This is a genomic window from Streptomyces sp. 3214.6 (assembly GCF_900129855.1).
Lineage (GTDB): Bacteria > Actinomycetota > Actinomycetes > Streptomycetales > Streptomycetaceae > Streptomyces > Streptomyces soliscabiei.
This window is the reverse complement of the sequence record NZ_LT670819.1, coordinates 2,075,199-2,096,591: the sequence shown is the minus strand read 5'-3', so window position 1 is coordinate 2,096,591 and position 21,393 is coordinate 2,075,199. Positions and strand designations below refer to the sequence as shown.

Genomic DNA, 21,393 nt, shown 5'->3' with positions numbered 1-21,393 from the left:
GGGTATGCGTGCTGCGCACCGCGGAGATCACCGCCGAGCTGACCGGCCCGCTCAAGGGCGACGACTTCCACAATCTGCACTGGAGTTCCAAGCTCGAGTTCAGCGTGGACTGCTTCATCTGCGAGCGGACCGGCCGCACCACGGTCTACGAGCGCGGCGCCGAACGGGCGCTGTGCTCGGGCAGCCGCAGCGGCTTGAGGAGCCACTACACCGCGGGCCGGATCGCCGCGTACGACACGACCTCCGGCGCCGACCGGCTCGCGCTGCGGGCCCTGGTGGACTTCTGGTGGGCCCCGTTCGAGGACGCCAGGGACAGCAGACGGGGCCTGGCGCCCACCAGCCATCCCTGGGTGCGGCTGAACCTCGGGTACTACTGCCCGAAGACCAAGAAGTCGGGCACGGACAGCATCCAGACCAACGTGGTGCGGCCGTACCACCTGAGATGCGCCCACTGCGAGTCCCTCATGGCGACGGACGCGGCGGCCCCCGCGATACGCCTGCTCAGCTGAACGCAGACTCGACCCCGCCCGGGATCTCGGCGAGGGCGACCGGTCTGCGGTCCCGTCTGGACAGCTCGCAGGCCTCGGCGATCCTGAGCGCCTGCAGGGCCTCGCGGCCGTCGCACGGGTTCGCCCGCCGCCCGAGCACCACCTCTACGAACGCGGCCAGCTCGGCCCCGTAGGCGGGCTCGAAGCGCTCCAGGAACCCCGTCCACGGCTTGTCCGCGGCCGGCGGGCCGGTGGGCTCGGTGGACGCGATAGGCGTGCGGTCGTCCAGGCCCACGACGATCTGGTCGAGCTCCCCGGCCAGCTCCATACGGACGTCGTAGCCCGCGCCGTTGAGCCGTGTCGCCGTCGCCGTGGCGAGGGTGCCGTCGTCGAGGGTGAGCACCACGGCGGCCGTGTCGACGTCCCCCGCCTCGCGGAACATCGCGGGCCCGGCGTCGGACCCGGCCGCGTACACGTCCCTCACCTCGTGCCCGGTGACCCAGCGCAGGCAGTCGAAGTCGTGGATGAGCGCGTCCCGGTAGATCCCGCCGGACACCGGCAGCCACGCGGCCGGCGGCGCCGACTCGTCGGACGTCAGCGCCCGTACGGTGTGCAGCCGTCCGAGCCGCCCCGACCGCACCGCCTCCCGGGCCCCGGTGTACCCCGCGTCGAAGCGCCGCTGGAAGCCCATCTGAAGGATCGTTCCGGCGGACTCGACCTCGGAGATCGCCTGTAACGTGCCCGCCAGGTCCAGGGCGATCGGCTTCTCGCAGAAGACCGGAAGGCCCGAGCGTGCTGCCCGACCGATCAGTTCGGCGTGGGCCGAGGTCGCCGTCGTGATCACCACGGCGTCCACGCCCCAGCGGAATATCTCGTCCACCCCAGGGGCGGCCGTCTCTCCCAGCCGATGCGCGAGCTCCTGGGCCCGCGCATGGTCCGCGTCCGTCAGGATCAGGGATCCGACCTCGCGGTGACGGCTGAGTGTGTTCGCATGAATGGTGCCTATGCGGCCCGTCCCGATGACCCCGATGCGCATGAAACCAAAGTGGCGGCGCGAGCCGCACGCTGTCAATGCGTATGTCCGGACAACCGAACTACACGACTTCCCGTCAACCGGCGGCGGAGCTACGCTCGGCCCGTGCCGAAACCAGAGGTGGACCCGACCGTGCAGCTCGAACTCCGTGTGGACCGAAGCTCTCCGGTGCCGTTGTACTTCCAGCTGGCCCAGCAGTTGGAGGCCGCGATCGAGCACGGCTCGCTCACCCCCGGCAGCCTGCTGGGCAACGAGATCGAGCTCGCCGGACGGCTCGGCCTGTCCCGGCCGACCGTCCGCCAGGCGATCCAGTCGCTCGTCGACAAGGGCCTGCTGGTCCGCCGCCGGGGCGTGGGCACCCAGGTCGTGCACAGCCAGGTCAAGCGCCCGCTGGAACTCAGCAGCCTCTACGACGACCTGGAGGCGGCCGGGCAGCGTCCGGCGACGACGGTCCTGGTCAACACCGTGGTCCCGGCGTCGGCGGAAGTCGCGGCCGCGCTCGCGGTGGCCGAGGGCAGTGACGTCCACCGGGTGGAGCGGCTGCGGCTGGCGCACGGGGAGCCGATGGCTTACCTGTGCAACCACCTGCCCTCCGGCCTGCTCGATCTGAACACCGACCAGCTCCAGGCCACCGGCCTGTACCGCCTGATGCGGGCCGCCGGGATCACCCTGCACAGCGCCCGTCAGTCCATCGGCGCCCGCGCCGCCACCGCCGACGAGGCCGAGCGGCTCGCCGAGGACGAGGGTTCCCCCCTGCTGACCATGCAGCGCACGACCTTCGACGACACCGGCCGCGCGGTGGAGTTCGGCGATCACATCTACCGGCCGACCCGCTACTCCTTCGAGTTCCAACTGCTCGTACGACCCTGAGAGCAGGCGAGAGAAGCCCGAATGCGTCGCAATGTCCTGACAATGTGACCGGATATCCGGACAGGGCGAGGGCGGCCGACGAGGCGGACGACGGGCGGAGACGAGCTCGACGATCCCGGGCCTGAGCGGGAACACATCCCCTCCGGGCGCGGGCCGGCGTCGGTGTGCGGTTGCGCCGCACGGGCACTGCCCCACTCGGCACCCGATGTGCGGGTGAGGCAGAATCGGCGACGATGAGCACCTACGGCAACTTCAGCGCCCCCATCGGCTCCCGCCGCGCCCCCGCACTTCGCACCGTGGGCACGAGGGAGCGCCGCTCGCACCTCACCGCACCCCGTGTGCCGACCGTCGGCATCGACATCGGCGGCACCAAGGTGATGGCGGGCGTCGTCGACGCCGACGGCAACATCCTGGAGAAGGTCCGCACGGAGACCCCGGACAAGTCCAAGAGCCCGAAGGTCGTGGAGGACACGATCGTCGAGCTGGTCCTGGACCTGTCCGACCGCCACGACGTGCACGCGGTCGGCGTCGGCGCGGCCGGGTGGGTCGACGCGGACCGCAACCGCGTCCTGTTCGCGCCCCATCTGTCCTGGCGCAACGAGCCGCTCAGGGACCGCCTCTCCGGCCGTCTGGCGGTTCCCGTCCTGGTGGACAACGACGCCAACACCGCCGCCTGGGCGGAGTGGCGGTTCGGCGCGGGCCGCGGCGAGGACCACCTCGTCATGATCACGCTCGGCACCGGCATCGGCGGCGCGATCCTGGAGGACGGCCAGGTCAAACGCGGCAAGTACGGCGTCGCCGGCGAGTTCGGCCATATGCAGGTCGTGCCCGGCGGGCATCGCTGCCCGTGCGGCAACCGTGGCTGCTGGGAGCAGTACAGCTCCGGCAACGCTCTGGTCAGGGAGGCACGCGAGCTCGCCGCTGCCGACTCCCCGGTGGCCTACGGGATCATCGAGCACGTCAAGGGCAACATCGGCGACATCACCGGCCCGATGATCACGGAGCTGGCCCGCGAGGGCGACGCCATGTGTATCGAGCTGCTCCAGGACATCGGCCAGTGGCTCGGCGTCGGCATCGCCAACCTGGCCGCCGCCCTCGACCCGTCCTGCTTCGTGATCGGCGGCGGCGTCTCGGCCGCCGACGACCTGCTGATCGCCCCCGCGCGGGACGCGTTCAAGCGCCAGCTCACCGGCCGCGGCTACCGCCCCGAGGCCCGGATCGTCCGCGCCCAGCTCGGCCCCGAGGCCGGCATGGTCGGCGCCGCCGACCTGGCCCGACTGGTCGCCCGCCGCTTCCGGCGCGCCAAGCGCCGCAGGGTGGAGCGCTATGAGCGCTTCGAGCGGTTCACGGAGGCGGCCCGCCGCACCCAGGACACGGCATGACCGTCATGACCACCGCACTGCCCCGTACCCAGGACACGGCATGACCGCCGCGTCACCCCGCACCACCCGGGACGCCGCATGACAGCATCGCTGCCCCGCCAGGCCGCGCCCCCCGACGAGTCGTCCAGCCCGCCGGAGGACCGTCGGCATGTGATCCGCCGCAGGGCGCTCACCCTGTTGATCATCGTGCTGCTCATCGGGGTCCCGGCCGGTTACCTGGTGATCTCCGCCAACCAGAGCCGCGACAGCGGCAAGGACAAGGAGGCGAAGTACTCGGCGACCGGCCTGACCGCGGACTGGCCGTCGATGGTCCAGCGCCGCCTGTACCAGGTGCCGATCCCGCACCCCTCCAACCAGGTCGCCTACTACGAGACGAACAACTGGAAGACCAGCCGGCTCTACGTGCAGTTCCAGACCACGCAGGCCGGTCTCGACCAGTTCCTCGCGGACATCGGCGTCAGCAGGGCCGCCCTGAAGAAGGGCGACATCGCCATCAGCGACCGTGACCAGGAGATCACCGGCTGGAAGCTCACCGGCCCCGGCTCCCGTCCCGGCGACGACTTCGGCATCGTCCGCGAGCGGGAGAACCCCGATCCGACGCTGGACGTGGTGGTGAACACCGGCAACGCGCTCTATCCCTTCGTCTACGTCGTCTCGCGCACGGTGCCCTGACCGGACCGGACCGGACCTGATGGGCCCTGACCGGACCGGACCTGATGGGGTGGCCTGCCAGCCGCCGGGGCCGATTGTCAGACCCCGCCCGTAGAGTCGAAGACGACTGATCCGACACACGGGCGGGAGGTGGACACAAGGTATGAGCGCCATGGTCGGCGAAGCGGCTTCGGTGGAGCCCGGTGCCGTCTCCGTGCGGCTCGCCGCCGTCTTCCTGCCCGCATCTCTCCCGCGCGAGGGCCGCGTCGCCTTCTGGGACCCGTCACAGGGCCCGCCGCCCCTCGCGGCGGACGCGGACCACGCGGAACTCACGGAGCTCACCGTCGTCCGGCGGCACGGTTCCTCCATCCGCCGCACCCAGGCCCCTGCCCTGTCCCTGCCGCTCGACAAGGCGCTTCCGCTGCTCGTGCGCGCCCGCCGCGACCCCGCCGCCCATCCCGCCACCGCCTGCTGGGGCGCCGCCGCCCTGCACGCGTTGCGGCTCACCGCCCGCGGCCGCCTGCTGCCCGGCCTGACGCCCGCCGGACACGACGCCTGGCGCGCGGGCCCCCTGGACCCCGAGGACATCGCACACCTGCGCGCGGTCGCCGCCGCGCTCCCGCCCGAGGGCCACGCGGTGCCGCTCCCCGGCCCCGGCCCGCTCCGGCTGCCGAAGCCGGAGGCCCTGATGCGCTCCTTCCTGGACGCCGTCGCGGACACCCTGCCCCGCACCCCCGCCGCGCCGCACGCCTGCGGGAAGCCCTTCGCGGACCGCCGCCCCCAGCGGCTGCCCGGCGCACACGACTGGGCCGCCGAGGTCGCGGCCGGCATGGATGCGGGCGTGCGGATCTCGCTCCGCCTCGACCTGTCCGCGTACGACATGTTCGACGTGTCCGACGACGGCGAGCGGGTGCGCAGCGCGGGCGCCGCGATCGTCCAGGTGCACAGCCTCGCCGACCCGACCCTGGTGACGGACGCGGCGACCCTGTGGGCGGGCGGGGCCGACGCCGCCTTCGGGGCACGCGCACGCGTGGACGCGGCGCTCGCCGTGCGGCGCGCGGCCCGCGTGTGGCCGCCGCTCGCCCGGCTCGCCGAACAGGACACGCCGGACGTCCTGGCCCTCTCCGAGGACGAACTGGGCGACCTGCTCGGCGTGGCGGCCACCCGGCTCGCGGCGACCGGGGTCGCCGTGCACTGGCCGAGGGACCTGGCGCAGGACCTCAGCGCGGCCGCCGTGGTCCGGCCCGCGCCGGGCTCCGCGACGGACGGCACCGGCTTCTTCGAGGGCGAGGAACTGCTCCAGTTCCGCTGGCAGCTCGCGCTCGGCGGCGACCCGCTCAGCGATACCGAGATGGACGCGCTGGCGGAGGCCCACCGCCCGGTGGTCCGCCTCCGCGACCAGTGGGTGCTGGTCGATCCCGCGCTCGTCCGCAAGGCCCGCAAACGGGAACTGGGCCTGCTGGACCCGGTCGACGCCCTGTCCGTCGCCCTCACCGGCACCGCCGAGGTCGACGGCGAGACCGTGGAGGCGGTCCCCGTCGGCGCCCTGGCCGCCCTGCGCGACCGCCTCACCGCCGGGGTGCACCCCGCGCAGCCGCCCGACGGCCTGCACGCCACCCTCCGCGACTACCAGCTGCGCGGCCTGGCCTGGCTCGACCTCATGACCTCCCTCGGCCTCGGTGGCTGCCTCGCCGACGACATGGGCCTCGGCAAGACGATCACCGTCATCGCCCTGCACCTGAAGCGGGCCCGCACCGAGCCGACCCTCGTGGTCTGCCCGGCCTCCCTCCTGGGCAACTGGCAGCGCGAGATCACCCGGTTCGCGCCCGCCGTCCCCGTCCGCCGCTTCCACGGCCCCGACCGCAGTCTGACGGACCTGACCGGCGGCTTCGTCCTCACCACTTACGGCACGATGCGCTCGGCGGCCGCGACCCTGGCCGGGCAGGCCTGGGGCATGGTCGTCGCGGACGAGGCCCAGCACGTGAAGAACCCCTTCTCGGCGACGGCGAAGGCCCTGCGCACGATCCCGACGCCCGCGCGCGTGGCCCTGACCGGCACCCCCGTCGAGAACAACCTCTCCGAGCTGTGGGCCCTGCTCGACTGGACGACACCGGGACTCCTCGGCCCGCTGAAGTCCTTCCGCGCCCGGCACGCGCGCGCCGTGGAGAACGGCGAGGACGAGCTCGCGGTGGAGCGCCTCGCCCGCCTGGTGCGCCCCTTCCTTCTGCGCCGCAAGAAGTCCGACCCCGGGATCGTGCCCGAACTGCCGCCCAAGACGGAGACCGACCACCCGGTCCCGCTCACCCGGGAACAGGCCGCACTGTACGAGGCGGTGGTGCGGGAGTCCCTGCTGGCCATCGAGACGGCGGACGGCATCGCCCGGCGCGGCCTGGTGCTGAAGCTCCTGGGCGCGCTGAAGCAGATCTGCGACCACCCCGCCCTCTACCTCAAGGAGGAGAGCGCCTCGGTCGGCGACGCGCTGGCCGCCCGCTCCGGCAAGCTCGCTCTCCTGGACGAGCTGCTCGACACCTTGCTCGCCGAGGACGGCTCGGCCCTCGTCTTCACGCAGTACGTCGGCATGGCCCGCCTGATCGCCGCCCACCTCACCGCCCGCGCGGTCCCGGTCGACCTGCTGCACGGCGGCACCCCGGTACCTGAGCGGGAGCGGATGGTGGACCGCTTCCAGAGCGGTGCGACCCCGGTCCTGGTCCTCTCCCTGAAGGCCGCCGGCACCGGCCTCAACCTCACGCGCGCGGGTCATGTCGTCCACTTCGACCGCTGGTGGAACCCGGCGGTGGAGGAACAGGCCACCGACCGCGCCTACCGCATCGGGCAGACCCAGCCGGTCCAGGTCCACCGCCTCATCACCGAGGGCACGGTCGAGGACCGCATCGCCGAGATGCTCCAGGCCAAGCGCGCCCTGGCCGACGCGATCCTCGGCTCCGGCGAGTCGGCCCTCACGGAACTGACGGACCGCGAGCTGACCGACCTGGTCAGGCTGCGGAGGGAGGCGTGATGGGGGAGTCGCACGAGCAGAGGCACGACGCGGTCCCGCCCGAGGCCGAGGTGGAAACCGGAGGCGAGGTGGAAACCGGAGCCGCGGTGGAGGCCGGAGGCGAGGTGGAGTGCGACGCAGTCACCGGGGCGGCGCACCAAGGGCAGGGCAGCAGGCCGGCCGACGAGGCCCGCCGCGCGCTGCGGGCGGCCCGGGAACGGCGGCAGGAACAGTCGGCGCAGGAGTCGTCGCAGCGGCTCGCAGGCCCTGCTCCCCGGCCGGGCGACGCGGCCCGCGCGGCCCTGCGACGGCCGCCGGACCCCACCCCCGCACCGACTGCTTCCACGTCGGCCACCGCTCCCGCGGAGGGCGCCCCGGCAGCCGCCGACGCCATCCTCCCAGCGGCCCCCGCCCCACCCGCGGACGCCGGACCGGCGGCCGACAAGCCGCACCCCCGGCAGGGAACGACCGGCGCGCGCCCCGCCGACATCGCCCGTGAGGCCCTGCGGGCGGCACGCGCGCAGGCGCGGCAGGACGCGGCCGAAGCGGGGGAGCAGACAGGACGGGAGACCGCACCCGGCAGCCGACACCCACAACCGCACCCCCGCCCTCGCCCTCGCGCGGACGCCCGCGCGTCCGAAGCCCGGCGGCCGGGCCGCACGCGTGACCATGTCGCCGAAGAACGTGCGCGTGCGGTAAGGGAGTTGCTTTCGGACGCCTTCCGAATGCCACCGGAGGACCCGCTCGACCCCGTCCCCGATCTCGATCCCGCCCCCGACCTCGGTCCCGGTCGCGATCCCGACCTGGTTCCGCGTCGCGATCCTCGCCCCGAGCATGGACCGCGTCCCGAGCAGCACCCGGATGCCGAGCAGGATCCGGATCCCGAGTCATACCCGGATTCCGAGCCCGAACCCGTTCGGCACAACACACCGACCCCGCCCACCGAGGGAAGTTCGCCGTTCTCGGTGACCGCCGAACTACCCCGCACCCCCACCACCTCCCGCACCCCCACCGCCCCACTCACCCCCACCACCCCACTCACCCCCACCGCCCCCCGCTCCATGGCCGCCCCCTCCCGGGACGGCGACCACCGTCGCACCTTCCCCGCCTTTCCGCCGCGCACCGGTGGATCCTTCGCCGAGACGTGGTGGGGCAACGCCTGGGTGACCGCGCTCGAAGAAGGCGCCCTGGACCCGGGGCGCCTGGCCCGCGGCCGCGGATACGCCGAGCAGGGAAACGTGGACGCGATCACGGTCACCCCTGGGCTCGTCCTGGCGTATGTGCAGGGCAGCCGCCCCCGCCCCTACCGTGTCCAGGTGCGCCTGCGCACCCTGGGGGACGAGGACTGGGAGCGGTTCCTGGACGCCGCCGTCGAGCGTCCCGGACACATCGCCGCGCTGCTCGACAAGGAGCTGCCCGAGTCCCTCGCCGACTGCGGGGTGCCGCTGCTGCCCGGCCCCGGCGACCTCGACCCGCACTGCAGCTGCCCCGACCGCGGTCACCCCTGCAAGCACGCGGCCGCCCTCTGCTACCAGACCGCGCGGCTGCTCGACGCCGACCCGTTCGTGCTGCTCCTGCTGCGCGGTCGCGGCGAACGCGACGTACTCGACGCGCTGTCCCGGCGTAACGCCACGCGCGCGGCCCGTGCCGCACAGGAACAGGAACCGGAGCCCCTGCCGGGCGTCCGGGCCGCCGAAGCGCTCGCCGAACGTCGGCTCCCGCCCCTTCCGGCCCCGTTGCCCGTGCCTCCGCATCCCGAGCAGCCCCCGGCGTACCCGTCGGCGCCGAACGGCCCCGACTCCTTCGCGCTGGATCACCTGGCGACCGACGCGGCCGCCCGCGCCCACACCCTGCTGATGACCGGTCAGGACGAGATCGGCGAACTGACCCTCTGGCAGGACGCCGTACGCCTCGCCGCGTCCCGTCCGGGCTCCGGGCTCACCGCCACCACGCGTGCCCTCTACGCCTCGCTCGCCTCCGCCGCCGGCCGTACCCCGTCCGAGCTGGCGCGCGCGGTGGCGGCCTGGCGGCAGGGCGGGCCGGACGGGCTCACCGTCCTGGAGGAGTCCTGGGATCCGCCGGCCGGCCGCTTCGACCGGGCCCGCCCTCTCCTCCTGGCCGCCGACCTCCCCGCCTTCCGCCCCCGCCGCAACCACCTCACCCACCCCCGCGGTCACGTCCAGCTCCGCTTCGGCCGCGACGGCCTGTGGTACGCGTACGAGTCGGAACCGGGCCACGACGACTGGTGGCCGCGCAGCACCCCCGACCCGGACCCGGTGGGCGCCCTCACCGGCCTGGGCGGCTCGGAGGACCTTTGATGAACGGGCCTCCAGGCATGCGGCAGGTCCGACGGCCGGAAGCCGGTTGCCGATGGCTGTTCAACCGCAGTGCCTGCCGGAGTTGATGCACTTGACGGCTTGGTTCATGAGCCGGGGGTTCATGACCTCGATGAAGTCGTCGTGGTCGGTGATCGCCTTGTGCCCCCGCCCCTGGAAGCCGTCGACGGCGTAGTGGGGGCCGGAGGGCACCTTGTAGACCAGTCGCATGGTCAGTTGCGGGACGGCCACGAATCCGGACGGGCAGGCACCGGTCGCGGGGTCGGCGAAGGCGACGTGGCTGCGGTGGTTTGCGCTGTCGATGTTCCTGCCGTCCCAGCAGCTCTGGAAGCGGAACTTGCGCACCACCCGTGCTCCATTTTCTGTGGTCCTACAGCCGGGCAGGCCCGCTCGCAGTGCCACGAACGTTCCTCGGCCTCACCCGGAACGAGCCCAGCGTGAGGCAACAGGCGGCGCGCACGACAAGCGGCTGGACCTCTGGGAACCCACCGTGTGCCGGTGCGTCGTAACGGGACAGTGCGCGACTTCCGCGAGACGCTGCCGCTGGCATCACCCCTCGCTCTGGGCCCCTCGCATTGGGCCCCTCGTCCTTCACCCCTCGCCCCTGTCCGCTCTCCTGCCCTCCCCGGAGTCCGCCATGGCAGCACCCTCAACCCCGTCCACCGAGGACGGCTACCGCTTCGACGATCTGCGTGCGCTTTTCATCAACTGCACGCTCAAGCCGTCCCCCCAGCTCAGCCACACCCAGGGACTCATCGACAAGAGCCGGGCGATCATGGACGCGCGCGGGGTGACCACGGAGTTCGTCCGCGCGGTCGACCTGGACATCGCGCCGGGCGTCTATCCGGACATGACCGAACACGGTTTCGCCACGGACGTCTGGCCCGCGCTCTTCGAGCAGGTGATGGCCGCGGACATCCTGGTACTGGCCGGGCCCATCTGGCTGGGCGACAACAGCTCTGTCACCAAGCAGGTCATCGAGCGCCTGTACAGCTGCTCCAGCCTGCTCAACTCCCAGGGACAGTACGCCTATTACGGGCGGGTCGGCGGGTGTCTGATCACCGGCAACGAGGACGGCGTCAAACACTGCGCCATGAACGTCCTCTACAGCCTGCAGCACCTCGGCTACACCATCCCGCCGCAGGCGGACGCCGGCTGGATCGGCGCCGCCGGCCCCGGCCCCTCCTACCTGGACCCCGGTTCGGGCGGCCCGGAGAACGACTTCACCAACCGCAACACCAGCTTCATGACCTGGAACCTGATGCACCTGGCGGCCCTGCTCAAACGGGCCGGAGGCGTTCCGGCCCACGGCAACCAGCGCACCGAGTGGGACGCCGGCTGCCGTCCGGGGGCGGACAATCCCGAGCACCGCTGAGCCGAACCGGGAACCCGACGCTCTCGCCCACCCGCCTCGTCGTGGTGGTCAGGACTTCGGGTCCAGGCCGAGGGCGACGGCCGGTTCGCCGAGGCCCTCTCCTCGAAGAGCGGCTCCATGTCGGTCAGAACGAAGTCCATCTGGCGGAGGACTTCCAGGCACAGCAGGCCGTGGATCCTGGTCCAGCCGGTCACGTACACGTGCAGCGCTTCCGGGGCAGGCGTTCGTCGATCAGGCGGGAGTACGCGCGCAGTTGCTCGCGCAGGGACTCGGGCATCTTCGCAGGCTCGGTCATCGCCTTCGCCGTCACCAAGCGGATATGTCTGGGCCTGCAGCGCCGGGACCGCGACAAGGTGCTGCACGGCGGCGAGACCGGCATCATCAAGCGGCTCCCGCAGGGCGAGTCCATCGAGGTCCACGCCCCGCTCAGCCAGGAGCAGTTGCACACCCTCACCGCGCACGAGCAGTACCGGTCGGCCGAGATCGGGCCGACGCTCGACGACGGCGGCGTCGAGCGCAAGCCCACGGGCGCCGAGAAGCTGCGCGCCCGGCTCAGCAGGGCGTACTTCGGCGCGGCCGGACAGATCGCCAAGCCGACCGCCGAGGAATCCAGGAGATCACGAGCGGCCACGGTCACCACTGATCACCGCGAACACCGGTGGTGACGTACGACAGTGGAAGGGGCCTGTCCGAGATGCGGGCGGGCCCCCTTGCCGTACGGCACGGCTTCGTGGTCTCGCAGAGAGCCGCTCGGTCAGCGGGCCGAGCGGGTGGCGCGCAGGATCAGCTCGGTGACGGGGCCCGGGTCACTCACCGCTACCGCGTGGGGCGCGTGGACTCTGACGGTGTGGGCGTGGGCGCGTTCGGCCATCCACTGCTCGGCAGCCGGAGGGATGTTGCGGTCCTCGGTGGCCACGAGGTACCAGCTGGGGATCTGCTTCCATGCCGCAGCGGTGGCCTTCTCCTGGAGCGCGGCCAGGGTGATGGGCCGCTGCCCCACGGCCATCACCTGAGCGGTGGTGGTGGACACGCCGGCCGCGAACTGCTTCCGGAACAGTTCCTTCTTGATGACCAGCTCCTCGCCCTGGCCGCCGCCGGGCAACGGGTAGTACTGGGTGGAGACGGCCTGCGCCAGAGTGCTGCCGGGGTACTTGCCGGTGAGTTCCAGCGCGCTTTCGCCGATGTCCGGAACGAAGGCGGCTATGTAGACCAGGGCTTTGACCCGAGGCGCGTCTGCTGCGGCGACACTGATGACCGCTCCGCCGTAGGAGTGGCCCACGAGCACGATCGGGCCCGGCACGCTGTCCAGGACGCTGCGGATGTAGGCGGCGTCGCTGGTCAGCCCGCGCAGCGGCAGGGCCGGAGCCACGACATGCTGGCCTTGCCGCTGAAGCCGCTCGACGACGGCTTTCCAACTGGAGGCGTCGGCGAACGCGCCGTGGATCAGGACGATGGTGGGCCGCTCGTGCCCGTGTCGATGGCTCTGCTCGTCCTGCGTCGGTGACGGAGCGGCGAGCGCGGCTCCGGAAGTCCCCAGGGCGGCGGCTCCGGCCAGGAGCGAGAGGGTGACGGTGCGGCGTGTGATCGGTGAGTTCATCGTTCGCTTCCTACGGTGGTCTCCACGGTTTCGGCTTCGGACGGTCCGGCGTTCAGGACCCGGGCGGTCACCGGGCCGTGGCCTGGACCGCCTCGTCGATCAGTTCGGCGACACGCTGGGGATGGGCGAGCATCACCAGGTGCGAGGAGTCGACCTCGACGGTGGTCATTCCGGCCCGCTGGTAGCCGTAGCGCTCCACGTCGGGGTTGATCGTGTGGTCGGCCGAGGCGACCAGCCCCCAGGAGGGCTTGGTCTTCCAGGCCGCGACGGGGGCCTGCGCGGCGAACGCCTGTGCGGCCAGCGGACGTTGGGAGACGGCGAGAACGGAGGCCAGGCGGGGCTCGACGTCGGCGGCGAAGATGGCCGGGAACTTGTCGATCCGGACCGACACGTCGGTACCGGGAGTGGCCGAGCCTTCGATCGGGAACGGCGTGTAGACGAGTGCGGCGGCGAGGTCGGAGTCGGGGAAGCGGCCCTGCAGTTCGCCGAGGCTCTCGCCCTTCTCCAGGGCGTAGCCGGCCAGGTAGACCAGCGCTGTGACGTTGTCCTCCGCACCGGCGACGGTGATGACGGCACCGCCGTAGGAGTGTCCTACCAGGACGACCGGGCCGGGTATCTGACGGACAACCGACGCGACGTAGGCCGCGTCACCGAGCAGGCTGCGGTTGGGCACCGCCGGCGCCACCACGTCCAGGCCGCGGGCGATCAGCTCGGGGATGACGCGGGAGAAGCTGGAGGCGTCGGCGAAAGCGCCGTGGACCAGGACGACGGTCGGGCTGCCGGTTCGAGACATGACACAACTCCTTGTGCAGGGTGGTGATCGGCCGGCTCCCGGCCGGACGCCCGGCCGGGCGGAGAGCCTCAGGTACGAACAGACGGTAAGGACGGACGGCGACGGCGCATTGCCTGTGAGCGCCCGAGCCGTTGCCTGTCCGCGCTTTCGCGGTCTGCGCCGTCAGGCAACGATCAGTGCGCTGCGAGGCAACACGGGGCTCAGCGTCCGCCCTAGCGTGAAAGGCGTTCCGTGCCGCCCACGCCTGCCGACCGGCCGTCGACGGTCCGGTCTTCCGGTACGACGGCGTCCTTCCCTGCAAGGCGGGGCCGTGGCCGCGCGCACCAGTTCATTTCCGGAAACGAGGTAGCAACCCATGCCGTACATCACCGTGGGCCACGAGAACTCCACCGCCATCGACCTCTACTACGAGGATCACGGAACCGGGCAGCCAGTCGTCCTCATCCACGGCTTCCCGCTCGACGGCCACTCCTGGGAGCGGCAGAGTGCCGTGCTGCTTGAAGCCGGCTACCGCGTGATCACCTACGACCGCCGCGGTTTCGGGCAGTCGAGCCAGCCGACGACCGGCTTCGACTACGACACCTTCGCGGCAGACCTGAACACCGTGATGGAGACGCTCGACCTGACCGACGCCGTCCTGGTCGGCTTCTCGATGGGTACCGGTGAGGTCGCCCGGTACGTGTCCGCCTACGGCTCCGCCCGGGTCGCCAAGGTCGCCTTCCTGGCCTCGCTGGAGCCCTGCCTGCTCAAGAGCGACGACAACCCGGACGGGGTCGCTCCCAAGGAGTTCTTCGACGGTGTCGTCGCGGCCGTGAAGGCGGACCGGTACGCGTACTTCACGGCCTTCTACAAGGACTTCTACAACCTCGACGAGAACCTCGGCACCAGGATCAGCGAGGAGGCCGTCCGCAACAGCTGGAACGTCGCCGCGGGCAGCGGCTTCTTCGCAGCCGCCGCCGCGCCGTCGACCTGGTACACCGACTTCCGCGCCGACATCCCGGCCATCGACGTGCCGGCCCTGATCCTGCACGGCACGGGCGACCGCATCCTGCCTGTCGAGGGCACCGCCCGCCCCTTCCACAAGGCGCTCCCGTCCGCGGACTACGTCGAGATCGAGGGCGCCCCGCACGGCCTGCTGTGGACCCACGCCGAGGAGGTCAACGCGGCGCTCCTCGCGTTCCTCGGGAAGTGACCGAACGGGAGCCGGGGCGCCTGCGAAGGCGCCCCGGCTCCCGCATGTCTTCGGCGGTGGGGCGATCCAGCCCGACGCTGCACATCACGACCGGACAGGCAGCGGTTCACCGTCCGAGGCCGGAGACGGCGCACCGTCCCCAGACAGCGGACGCGGTCACGGCGACGCCCGCCTGCCGCAGCAGGCGGGCGTACTGTTCCCCCTCGTCCCGCACGACGTCCGGCTCCGCCGTCACGACCAGGGCAGGAGGCAGGCCTGCGAGGTCCGCCGTAGTGGCCCGCAGCGGTGAGGCCGTGGGCCGGCGAGTTCGCACTCGTCGTCGGTGTACTGCCGCCAGTGCCACTCCAGAGCCATGGTGAGAGCCGTCGCCATGGTCGCGCCGGCGCAGTCGCCGGCCACCGCCGGCCTCCGCGCGCCCACCGCTTGCTCAGGAGTGCACGGTTCCCCCCCTTCGGGTGGGGTGGCGAGGGATCCAGGGCGGGACACTGGTGGCCTTACCGTTCGCCGCTACGGCGCGGTGCAGTGGACGGGCTTGGGGGGCGGCTACCCCCAGCTGTCGGGCCCCGGACAAGGAGGGAGCGCAGGTGGCTGACGAAGCGATGGGCGACGATGTCTACCAGCCGGACGGTTCCGAGGTGCAGGATGACGTCGGGCTGCTCGACGCGTCGGACCCAGTGGCGCCGTCAGGGCTTGACCGCCCTGGAAGACCAGGAGATAGACGCCGAGTCCGCGGGCCCTGACCCACCCCGGAAGCCGTGTCTGCACGGCCGCGTTGAGGGTGGACAGGACGCCGATCCAGGCGAGACCGGCGGGCAGCAGCGCGACCGCCACCAGCCACGGGATCCGGACCGTGGCCAGCACCGCCAGAACGCAGGCGAAGATCAGGGCGCCGGCGACGAGAATGCCGTTGGCGCCGAGCGCGCGACGCAGCCGCGGCAGGACGAACGCGCCCGCCACCGCACCCCCGCCGACCGCTCCCAGCAGCAGCCCGTATCCGTCCGAGCCGAGGCCGAGGGAGCGACTCGCGATCACCGGCAGCAGCGACCACAGGGCGGCGCCGCCGGGAATGAACAGGAGCGTGCGCAGGAGGACTCGGCGGACGCCCGGCGCATGCCACACATAGCGGCGACCGGCGTACAGCGCGGCCAGCAGCTTCTCGTCCCCTGCGACGGGCGAGGCCGTCGCGGGTCGCCGCCACAGCATGAGGACGGCCGCGATGCCGAGGTAGGAGGCGGCGTTGAAGGCGAAGACCCACCCCGCGCCCGCCGCCGCGACCACCACGCCGCCGAGCGCGGGTCCCACGGCACGGGCCAGGTTCATGTTGACGGCGCCCAGCGCGGCCGCCTGCGGGAGCCGGCGGCGTTCCACCAGTTCCGGCTGGATCGCCTGCCAGGCCGGGCCCATCAGCGCGGTGCCGCAGCCCAGCAGGAACGTCAGCGCGAGCAGCGGAACGGGGGTGAGCGCGTCCGTGAACGCCAGAGCCGTCAGGACGCAGGAGACCGTGAGCATGGCGAACTGGGCGGCCAGCAGCACCGTACGACGGTCGAAGCGGTCGGCGACGACACCGGAGGGCAGGGCGAGCAGCACGATGGGAAGGCTGGAGGCGGTCTGTACCAGAGTCACCAGAGCCGCGTTGTCCCCGATCAGCAGCCACTGGGCTCCCACCGTCTGCATCCAGCTGCCGATGTTGGACACCAACTGGGCGATCCACAGCGCCCGGAAGACGCCCGCCGCGAGCGGCGCCCAGGGCGAGTCCGGCTTGGCGGGTTCTGGTGGTGAGGGTGCGAAGCTCATGCTGGTCCCTGCCTTTACAGGAGTCGTGCGGCGTCCTGGGTGATTCCCCCTCCCTCGCGCCCGCGCCGGCGCTCTGGCCGCCTCAGGGCTTTGGTCGGGCCCAGGCGGCGTCGTCGGTGGACAAGAGGTGGGTGGTCACGGAGGTCACCGCGAGGAGCAGCAGAGCGAGACCCAGGGTGAGAAGGAGGTGGCCGTGCAGGAGGAGTTCGGCGCCGGCGAACGCGCCGAGGAACATGGCCAGTACGGACAGGATCCGGCGGCCGGGCCGCGGCGCCGCGCCGCCGGCCGGGGTGGAGTCCGCGGCCAGCCCGGTCAGGGTCAGGGTCAGCACGGTGGTGGTGAGGTCGGGGACGCCGAGGCGGCGTGCGGCCGCGTTCTGCAGGCCCATGGCGATCCCGAGGAACACGATCAGGGTGTACTGGACGCCGGTGGTGACTCTGCCGTCCGACACGGCGGCGACCACGAGGGTGACCGCCACCAGGATCGTCTGCACGGCCGTCGACGTGCGCAGCAGGTGCCCGCGGTGCAGGGCGAACCGCGTGCCGAGCCTGCCCCCCGCGAGTGCGCCGACGAGGAACGCGGCCATCGAGACGACGGACGCGAGCGCGGACAGGCCGTCGGCGCCGGCCAGGGCGAACCCCAGGAAGACCACGTTGCCGGTCATGTTGGCGACGAAGACGTGCCCGAGCGCCAGATAGCTCACGGCGTCGACCAGGCCGGTGGCCACCGTCAGAGTCAGCAGCAAGGGAGGCAGCGGGCCGTGATGTTCTTCTCCGCGCGGTATCAGGGTGCGGACCACGTCATTCAGCAGTGCGCGCATATCGCGTCTCTCCCCTTGTGTCGGCCGGCCGGTGCAGCACCGCGCGGGTGAGCAGTGCGCTCACCGGCCCGAGCACGATCGCGGAAAGGATGATCCACGCCGGCCAGGGGGTGACGGCCAGCGCGTGGTCCACGGACCACCGCCCGGGCCCGGTCAGGGCCAGTGCGGCGGAGACGACGACGAGGACGAGGGGGTATTCGTAGCCGTCGTTCTGCACCCACAGCCCCTTGGGCCGTTTCACGGTGCCCGCGACCGTCATCACGCCCATGGCGGCCATCGCGGCCAGGGGCGTGAGCAGGCCGGCGGCCAGGAACAGGCCGGACCCGATCTGACTGGCGCCCGCGACGAGCGCGGTCAGCCGGCCGCCGCGGAACCCGTCACGGCGGAACTCATCGGTCCCGCCCGCCAGGCCGTTTCCGCCGAGCCGGAAACTCACCTTCTGCACCCCGTGCCCGGCGATGAGCAACCCCACCGCCAGTCGGAGGATCAACAGTCCAGAGTCCATCGTGTTCCTGCCCGTTCCTGCCCGTTCCTGCCCGTTCCTGCCTGTTCCTGGCGTTCTTGTCGTGCGGAGGGATCAGCCGGCGGCGTGGGCGCCGATGACGGCCTGCGCGTAGACCATCCCGAGGCCGTAGGCGCCGCCGTGTTCCTTGACCACGTCGCCGACGGCGGCGTACGTCTCGGTACGGGCCCAGTCGCGCTGCAGCTCCAGGAGAACCTGAACCCAGGTGACCGGGACCGCGCCGCCCTGCACCATGCGCTGGATCGCGTGCTCATGGGCCTGCGGGCTGACACCGCCGGAGGCGTCGGTGACGACGTAGACCTCGTAGCCCTGGGCGATGGCGGAGAGCGCGGGCAGGACGACACAGACCTCGGTCCACAGACCGGCGATGACGAGCTTCTTGCGGCCGGTGGCCTTGACCGCCTCGACGAAGGCGAGGTCCTCCCAGGCGTTCATCGTGCTGCGGTCGATGATCTTCTGCTCGGGGAAGACGTCGGCCAGCTGCGGCATGATCGGGCCGGAGAACGACTCGGCGGCCACGGTGCTGAGCACGACCGGCACGTCGAACGCCTTCGCGGACTTCGCCAGGCCCACGGTGGAGTTGATGATGGCGGTGCGGTCGCCGCTGCCGGTGCCGAAGAACATCTGGGGCTGGTGGTCCACGAACAGCACGGCGCAGTTGTCCGGGGTGAGCAGGTCGGGGCTGGGGGCGGCGGTGACCTCGGAGATGTTGACCATGAGAGTGGAGCCCTTCTCGGTAAGCGGTGGCGCGGACTGCTGTCCGTGCCGTAGGAACAACCGTCCGGTTGGACGGAGCTGGTGGGTGTCCTGGAAGGGGCGGCTCAAGGGCCGGTCCCCTTCCGGGAGTTCAGAGGTCGAAGCAGGGATCGAAGGGGGTGCTCGCCACGTCCGGGGCGTGCCCGCGTGCGATGCGCCACCGGCGGTGCTGCTCCGATTCGGCGACGGCCTGGCCGAGCGACTCCGCTTGACGGGCGCCGGCAAGCGCCGCGTGGCGGGACGCGGCCTGGTAGCCGCCGAAGTGCGCGACCGGGCTCCAGGCCGGGCTGACGGGAGGAAGTTCCTCGTCGAGCCCCTCGTACTCGGCGGCGGCGTACACGATCCGGCCGCCGGTCACCGTCAGCAGCGACTCGATGTGCGCGATGTCCGGCTCCGGCACGGCGAAGTAGTCCTCGGACAGGATCGCGAGGTCCGCGTAACATCCCGGCCGCAGCACGCCCTTGACCTCGTCCTCGCCGGTGAGTGCGGCGCCGGCGCGCGTGAACATCGCCAGCGCCGTCTGCCGGTCGACGCGGTTCGCCGGCGGGCGCAGCGCCAGATCGCCGAGGGTGCGGCCGCTGACCAGCCAGTGCAGCGCGACCCAGGGGTTGTACGTGGAGACCCGGGTGGCGTCGGTGCCGGCGCCCACGGTCAGTCCGCGGTCCAGCATGGCCCGGATCGGCGGGGCGTCCGCGGCTGCTCCCGGGCCGTAGCGCCGCAGGAACGCCTCGCCCTGGAAGGACAGGCGGTTCTGCACGGACATGGCGCCGCCGAGGGCGGCGACACGGTCGAGGCTGTCCGGGGAGGCGGTCTCCGCGTGATCGAACAGCCATCGGTTCCCGGCCGGGAAGAGCCCTTCCGCGGCGAGCTTCTCGAACACCGCGAGATCGCGGCGGATCGTCTCGTCATACGTGGCGTGCAGCCGGAATCCCCAGCCGTTCTCCATGAGCAGGCGCACCGCTTTCTCGAACTCCACCTCGTAATCAGGTGTGTGTTCCGGACGCGGCTGGGCGAAGTTCTCGAAGTCCGCCGCCGCCCAGGTGAGGTTCTCGCCCGCACCATTGAGGCGCAGCCATTCGTCCCCGTCTTCGGGGCGGGCCATTTGGATCCAGCGGGCGAGGTCGTCGATTTCCTGACCCGCGGTCTGCGGAAACAGGTGATAGGCGATACGCATCGACAACTGTCCGGCCTTGGCCAGTTCGATGACGGTGGCGTAGTTGTCGGGGAAGTTCTGGAACCCGCCGGCGGCGTCGATCGCCGAGGTCAGTCCGAATCTGTTCAACTCGCGCAGGAAATGCCGGGTGGAGGTCTTCCGGTCCTCCTCGCTCTCCAGTACCGGCGCCTTGGCCAGGGTCGAATAGAGGATGAGGGCGCTGGGTGCGGCGAGCAGCATGCCGGTCGGTTCCCCGTCCCGGCCGCGCACGATCTGGCCGCCCTTGGGGTCGGGAGTGTCCCTGGTGAAGCCGGCGGCCTTGAGCGCCGCCCGGTTCAGCACGGCCGACTGATACAGGTGCAGGACGAACACCGGGGTGTCCGGGGCGGCGGCGTTCAGTTCGGCGACGGTCGGCAGCCGGCGTTCGGCGAACTGCTCGGCCGACCAGCCGCCCACCACCCGTACCCACTGGCCCTTCGGGGTGCGAGCGGCCTGCTCACGCAGCATCGCCAGACCCTGACGCAGGCTGCGCACTCCGTCCCAGCGCAGTTCCAGTACGTAGTTCAGTCCGCCGCGGATCACGTGCAGGTGGGCGTCGTTGAGGCCGGGGATCATCCGTCGTCCGAGTGCGTCGACCACCTTCGTGGTCATGCCCACGTGGGGAGCCATGTCCTTGTCGTCACCGATGACCGTGATGACGCCGTCGCGGACGGCGAGCGCCTCCGCATGCGGACGGCCCGGATCCCCGGTATGGATCTTCGCGTTTCGGACGATGAGCTCTGCGGCATCGTCGATGGGCTGCGGAACCAGCCCGCCGACCGGCATTGCTGACATCTCTGGAAACCCCCTTGGGGAATGACGACTTCGAATCGAGTCATGACCGGCGGCGACGGAGGAGGGCTGTTTCAGTCGACCGAGAATGAATTCGAGCGACACTGGTCGTGCCGTGAGAAACCAGGACAAGCCCTGTGCGGGAGGATGTTTCGCCATCACGATAGGCACGACCGATGTGCTGCCCTGTCCTGCCAGTGCACTGGTCTTTGCCTCGCCGTGCACCGGCTCATCCGCGCACCGAATTCACGGGATCCTCGCCGCTCGCCGGCTCACACGGTCGGCGCGAAGCAGGGACCTCGCACGCAGTGCACTGCCTCCCTCTCGGTCTCTCCTACGAGGCGCGCATGTACTCCGCCCAGCGCCTCAACAAGGTCCTGGCCGATACCCAGATCCTTTACGGCCTCTACAAGAAGCATCACTGGCTGATGCGCGGGGCGACCTTCTACCAGCTGCACCTGGTCGGACCTTGATGATCCGGCGTTCGGTGCGGGTCGGGGTCCGGCGCGGGCTTGTGCGCGGCCGGGAGGAACGGTCGGACATCCCGGCTTCGCCGAACTGCCGGTAACGCTCAGCCCATCGCTGGGCCGTGGTGGGTGAGACCTGGGAACGCTCGGCGGCCCGCCGCAACGGCCAGTGGTCCTCGACCACGCAGCGGGCCAGACGCAGTCGTCCGGTCTCGGTCAGGGGTGCATTACGGTGGACCACGAGGGCCTTTCTGGTTGGTGTGGACGTCGCAATCCACACCGAACCGGAAGGCCCTCACCTGTTCAAGATCCCTCAGCCGATACCTGACTCACCCGT

At 71.6% G+C, this 21,393-nt stretch carries 16 protein-coding genes and 6 pseudogenes; 11 read left to right on the top strand and 11 right to left on the bottom strand.

Annotated features, from left to right (window positions below; translation table 11 throughout):
* Nucleotides 1-8 precede the first annotated feature (8 nt).
* Nucleotides 9-509, top strand: coding sequence for a hypothetical protein (locus B5557_RS09420; RefSeq protein ID WP_079658691.1), 501 nt, complete (start codon nucleotides 9-11; stop codon nucleotides 507-509).
* Here the strand turns inward: B5557_RS09420 and B5557_RS09415 are convergent.
* Complete coding sequence (locus B5557_RS09415; RefSeq protein WP_079658690.1) at nucleotides 502-1,524, bottom strand: Gfo/Idh/MocA family protein; 1,023 nt, start codon at nucleotides 1,522-1,524, stop codon at nucleotides 502-504. The two genes, B5557_RS09420 and B5557_RS09415, sit on opposite strands and share 8 nt — an antisense overlap.
* Nucleotides 1,525-1,653: 129 nt before the next feature.
* Between B5557_RS09415 and B5557_RS09410 the strand changes: the two genes are divergently transcribed.
* The 5 genes from B5557_RS09410 to B5557_RS09390 all read left to right on the top strand — a co-directional run bounded on the left by B5557_RS09410 (nucleotide 1,654) and on the right by B5557_RS09390 (nucleotide 9,737).
* The gene (locus tag B5557_RS09410) at nucleotides 1,654-2,391 is read left to right on the top strand and encodes a GntR family transcriptional regulator (RefSeq protein ID WP_173877820.1); all 738 of its coding nucleotides are present in this window, start codon (nucleotides 1,654-1,656) and stop codon (nucleotides 2,389-2,391) included.
* A gap of 233 nt (nucleotides 2,392-2,624) precedes the next feature.
* A complete protein-coding gene (locus B5557_RS09405; protein WP_079658688.1) occupies nucleotides 2,625-3,773 on the top strand; it encodes an ROK family glucokinase in 1,149 nt (382 codons plus the stop codon).
* Between the two features lie 78 nt (nucleotides 3,774-3,851).
* Nucleotides 3,852-4,445: a sugar kinase gene (locus B5557_RS09400; protein ID WP_079658687.1), complete on the top strand. Its 594-nt coding sequence runs from the start codon at nucleotides 3,852-3,854 to the stop codon at nucleotides 4,443-4,445.
* Between the two features lie 151 nt (nucleotides 4,446-4,596).
* On the top strand, nucleotides 4,597-7,440 hold the full coding sequence (locus B5557_RS09395; protein ID WP_079664678.1) for a DEAD/DEAH box helicase: 2,844 nt from the start codon (nucleotides 4,597-4,599) through the stop codon (nucleotides 7,438-7,440).
* A complete protein-coding gene (locus B5557_RS09390; RefSeq protein WP_079658686.1) occupies nucleotides 7,440-9,737 on the top strand; it encodes an SWIM zinc finger family protein in 2,298 nt (765 codons plus the stop codon). Before B5557_RS09395 ends, B5557_RS09390 begins: the two co-directional genes overlap by 1 nt.
* 60 nt (nucleotides 9,738-9,797) lie before the next feature.
* On the opposite strand, the gene B5557_RS09385 is transcribed toward B5557_RS09390, so the two are convergent.
* The gene (locus B5557_RS09385) at nucleotides 9,798-10,103 is read right to left on the bottom strand and encodes a DUF1996 domain-containing protein (RefSeq protein WP_331716832.1); all 306 of its coding nucleotides are present in this window, start codon (nucleotides 10,101-10,103) and stop codon (nucleotides 9,798-9,800) included.
* Between the two features lie 289 nt (nucleotides 10,104-10,392).
* On the opposite strand from B5557_RS09385, the gene B5557_RS09380 reads away from it, so the two are divergent.
* Together B5557_RS09380 and B5557_RS44190 are read left to right on the top strand one after the other, a co-directional pair.
* On the top strand, nucleotides 10,393-11,130 hold the full coding sequence (locus B5557_RS09380) for a flavodoxin family protein (RefSeq protein ID WP_079658684.1): 738 nt from the start codon (nucleotides 10,393-10,395) through the stop codon (nucleotides 11,128-11,130).
* 278 nt (nucleotides 11,131-11,408) lie between these two features.
* Nucleotides 11,409-11,773, top strand: a pseudogene (locus tag B5557_RS44190) (ubiquinol-cytochrome c reductase cytochrome b subunit); the annotation flags it as partial.
* Between the two features lie 111 nt (nucleotides 11,774-11,884).
* On the opposite strand, the gene B5557_RS09370 reads toward B5557_RS44190, so the two are convergent.
* Together B5557_RS09370 and B5557_RS09365 are read right to left on the bottom strand one after the other, a co-directional pair.
* The gene (locus B5557_RS09370) at nucleotides 11,885-12,727 is read right to left on the bottom strand and encodes an alpha/beta fold hydrolase (protein ID WP_079658683.1); all 843 of its coding nucleotides are present in this window, start codon (nucleotides 12,725-12,727) and stop codon (nucleotides 11,885-11,887) included.
* A 67-nt stretch (nucleotides 12,728-12,794) separates the two neighbouring features.
* Nucleotides 12,795-13,520 (bottom strand): alpha/beta fold hydrolase, encoded by a 726-nt coding sequence (locus B5557_RS09365; RefSeq protein ID WP_079658682.1) that lies wholly within the window; start codon nucleotides 13,518-13,520, stop codon nucleotides 12,795-12,797.
* Nucleotides 13,521-13,875: 355 nt separating this feature from the next.
* Between B5557_RS09365 and B5557_RS09360 the strand changes: the two genes are divergently transcribed.
* The gene (locus tag B5557_RS09360) at nucleotides 13,876-14,712 is read left to right on the top strand and encodes an alpha/beta fold hydrolase (RefSeq protein WP_079658681.1); all 837 of its coding nucleotides are present in this window, start codon (nucleotides 13,876-13,878) and stop codon (nucleotides 14,710-14,712) included.
* Nucleotides 14,713-14,863: 151 nt separating this feature from the next.
* Here B5557_RS09360 and B5557_RS09355 read toward each other — a convergent pair.
* Nucleotides 14,864-15,138 (bottom strand): annotated as a pseudogene (locus B5557_RS09355) (alpha/beta hydrolase fold domain-containing protein); the annotation flags it as partial.
* 173 nt (nucleotides 15,139-15,311) lie between these two features.
* On the opposite strand from B5557_RS09355, the pseudogene B5557_RS46215 reads away from it, so the two are divergent.
* Nucleotides 15,312-15,431 (top strand): annotated as a pseudogene (locus tag B5557_RS46215) (DUF5709 domain-containing protein); the annotation flags it as partial.
* A 22-nt stretch (nucleotides 15,432-15,453) separates the two neighbouring features.
* Here B5557_RS46215 and B5557_RS09350 read toward each other — a convergent pair.
* The 5 genes and pseudogenes from B5557_RS09350 to B5557_RS09330 all read right to left on the bottom strand — a co-directional run.
* Nucleotides 15,454-16,506 (bottom strand): annotated as a pseudogene (locus tag B5557_RS09350) (MFS transporter); the annotation flags it as partial.
* An 82-nt stretch (nucleotides 16,507-16,588) separates the two neighbouring features.
* Entirely contained in the window at nucleotides 16,589-17,326 is a 738-nt protein-coding gene (locus tag B5557_RS09345) for a YoaK family protein (protein WP_079658680.1), read from the bottom strand.
* Nucleotides 17,307-17,831, bottom strand: coding sequence for a DoxX family protein (locus B5557_RS09340; RefSeq protein WP_079664677.1), 525 nt, complete (start codon nucleotides 17,829-17,831; stop codon nucleotides 17,307-17,309). The genes B5557_RS09345 and B5557_RS09340 overlap by 20 nt, the downstream gene beginning before the upstream one ends.
* Before the next feature lie 72 nt (nucleotides 17,832-17,903).
* Nucleotides 17,904-18,566 carry a hydrolase gene (locus tag B5557_RS09335; protein ID WP_079658679.1) on the bottom strand — a complete coding sequence of 221 codons (663 nt, stop codon included), beginning with the start codon at nucleotides 18,564-18,566 and terminating at the stop codon, nucleotides 17,904-17,906.
* Between the two features lie 130 nt (nucleotides 18,567-18,696).
* Nucleotides 18,697-20,592 (bottom strand): amidohydrolase, encoded by a 1,896-nt coding sequence (locus B5557_RS09330; protein WP_079658678.1) that lies wholly within the window; start codon nucleotides 20,590-20,592, stop codon nucleotides 18,697-18,699.
* Between the two features lie 173 nt (nucleotides 20,593-20,765).
* Here B5557_RS09330 and B5557_RS46210 point away from each other — a divergent pair.
* Nucleotides 20,766-21,053: pseudogene (locus tag B5557_RS46210) on the top strand (hypothetical protein); the annotation flags it as partial.
* Here B5557_RS46210 and B5557_RS09320 read toward each other — a convergent pair.
* Nucleotides 21,052-21,297 (bottom strand): annotated as a pseudogene (locus tag B5557_RS09320) (leucine zipper domain-containing protein); the annotation flags it as partial. The pseudogenes B5557_RS46210 and B5557_RS09320 overlap by 2 nt on opposite strands.
* Nucleotides 21,298-21,393: the final 96 nt, after the last annotated feature.

Excerpts from the sequence above, each read along its gene's own strand:
- B5557_RS09400 (WP_079658687.1), top strand. The coding sequence starts at position 3,852 with ATGACAGCATCGCTGCCCCGCCAGGCCGCGCCCCCCGACGAGTCGTCC.
- B5557_RS09395 (WP_079664678.1), top strand. The coding sequence starts at position 4,597 with ATGGTCGGCGAAGCGGCTTCGGTGGAGCCCGGTGCCGTCTCCGTGCGG.
- B5557_RS09335 (WP_079658679.1), bottom strand. The coding sequence starts at position 18,566 with ATGGTCAACATCTCCGAGGTCACCGCCGCCCCCAGCCCCGACCTGCTC.
- B5557_RS09340 (WP_079664677.1), bottom strand. The coding sequence starts at position 17,831 with ATGGACTCTGGACTGTTGATCCTCCGACTGGCGGTGGGGTTGCTCATC.
- B5557_RS09345 (WP_079658680.1), bottom strand. The coding sequence starts at position 17,326 with ATGCGCGCACTGCTGAATGACGTGGTCCGCACCCTGATACCGCGCGGA.
- B5557_RS09360 (WP_079658681.1), top strand. The coding sequence starts at position 13,876 with ATGCCGTACATCACCGTGGGCCACGAGAACTCCACCGCCATCGACCTC.
- B5557_RS09330 (WP_079658678.1), bottom strand. The coding sequence starts at position 20,592 with ATGTCAGCAATGCCGGTCGGCGGGCTGGTTCCGCAGCCCATCGACGAT.
- B5557_RS09415 (WP_079658690.1), bottom strand. The coding sequence starts at position 1,524 with ATGCGCATCGGGGTCATCGGGACGGGCCGCATAGGCACCATTCATGCG.
- B5557_RS09380 (WP_079658684.1), top strand. The coding sequence starts at position 10,393 with ATGGCAGCACCCTCAACCCCGTCCACCGAGGACGGCTACCGCTTCGAC.
- B5557_RS09365 (WP_079658682.1), bottom strand. The coding sequence starts at position 13,520 with ATGTCTCGAACCGGCAGCCCGACCGTCGTCCTGGTCCACGGCGCTTTC.
- B5557_RS09405 (WP_079658688.1), top strand. The coding sequence starts at position 2,625 with ATGAGCACCTACGGCAACTTCAGCGCCCCCATCGGCTCCCGCCGCGCC.
- B5557_RS09370 (WP_079658683.1), bottom strand. The coding sequence starts at position 12,727 with ATGAACTCACCGATCACACGCCGCACCGTCACCCTCTCGCTCCTGGCC.
- B5557_RS09390 (WP_079658686.1), top strand. The coding sequence starts at position 7,440 with ATGGGGGAGTCGCACGAGCAGAGGCACGACGCGGTCCCGCCCGAGGCC.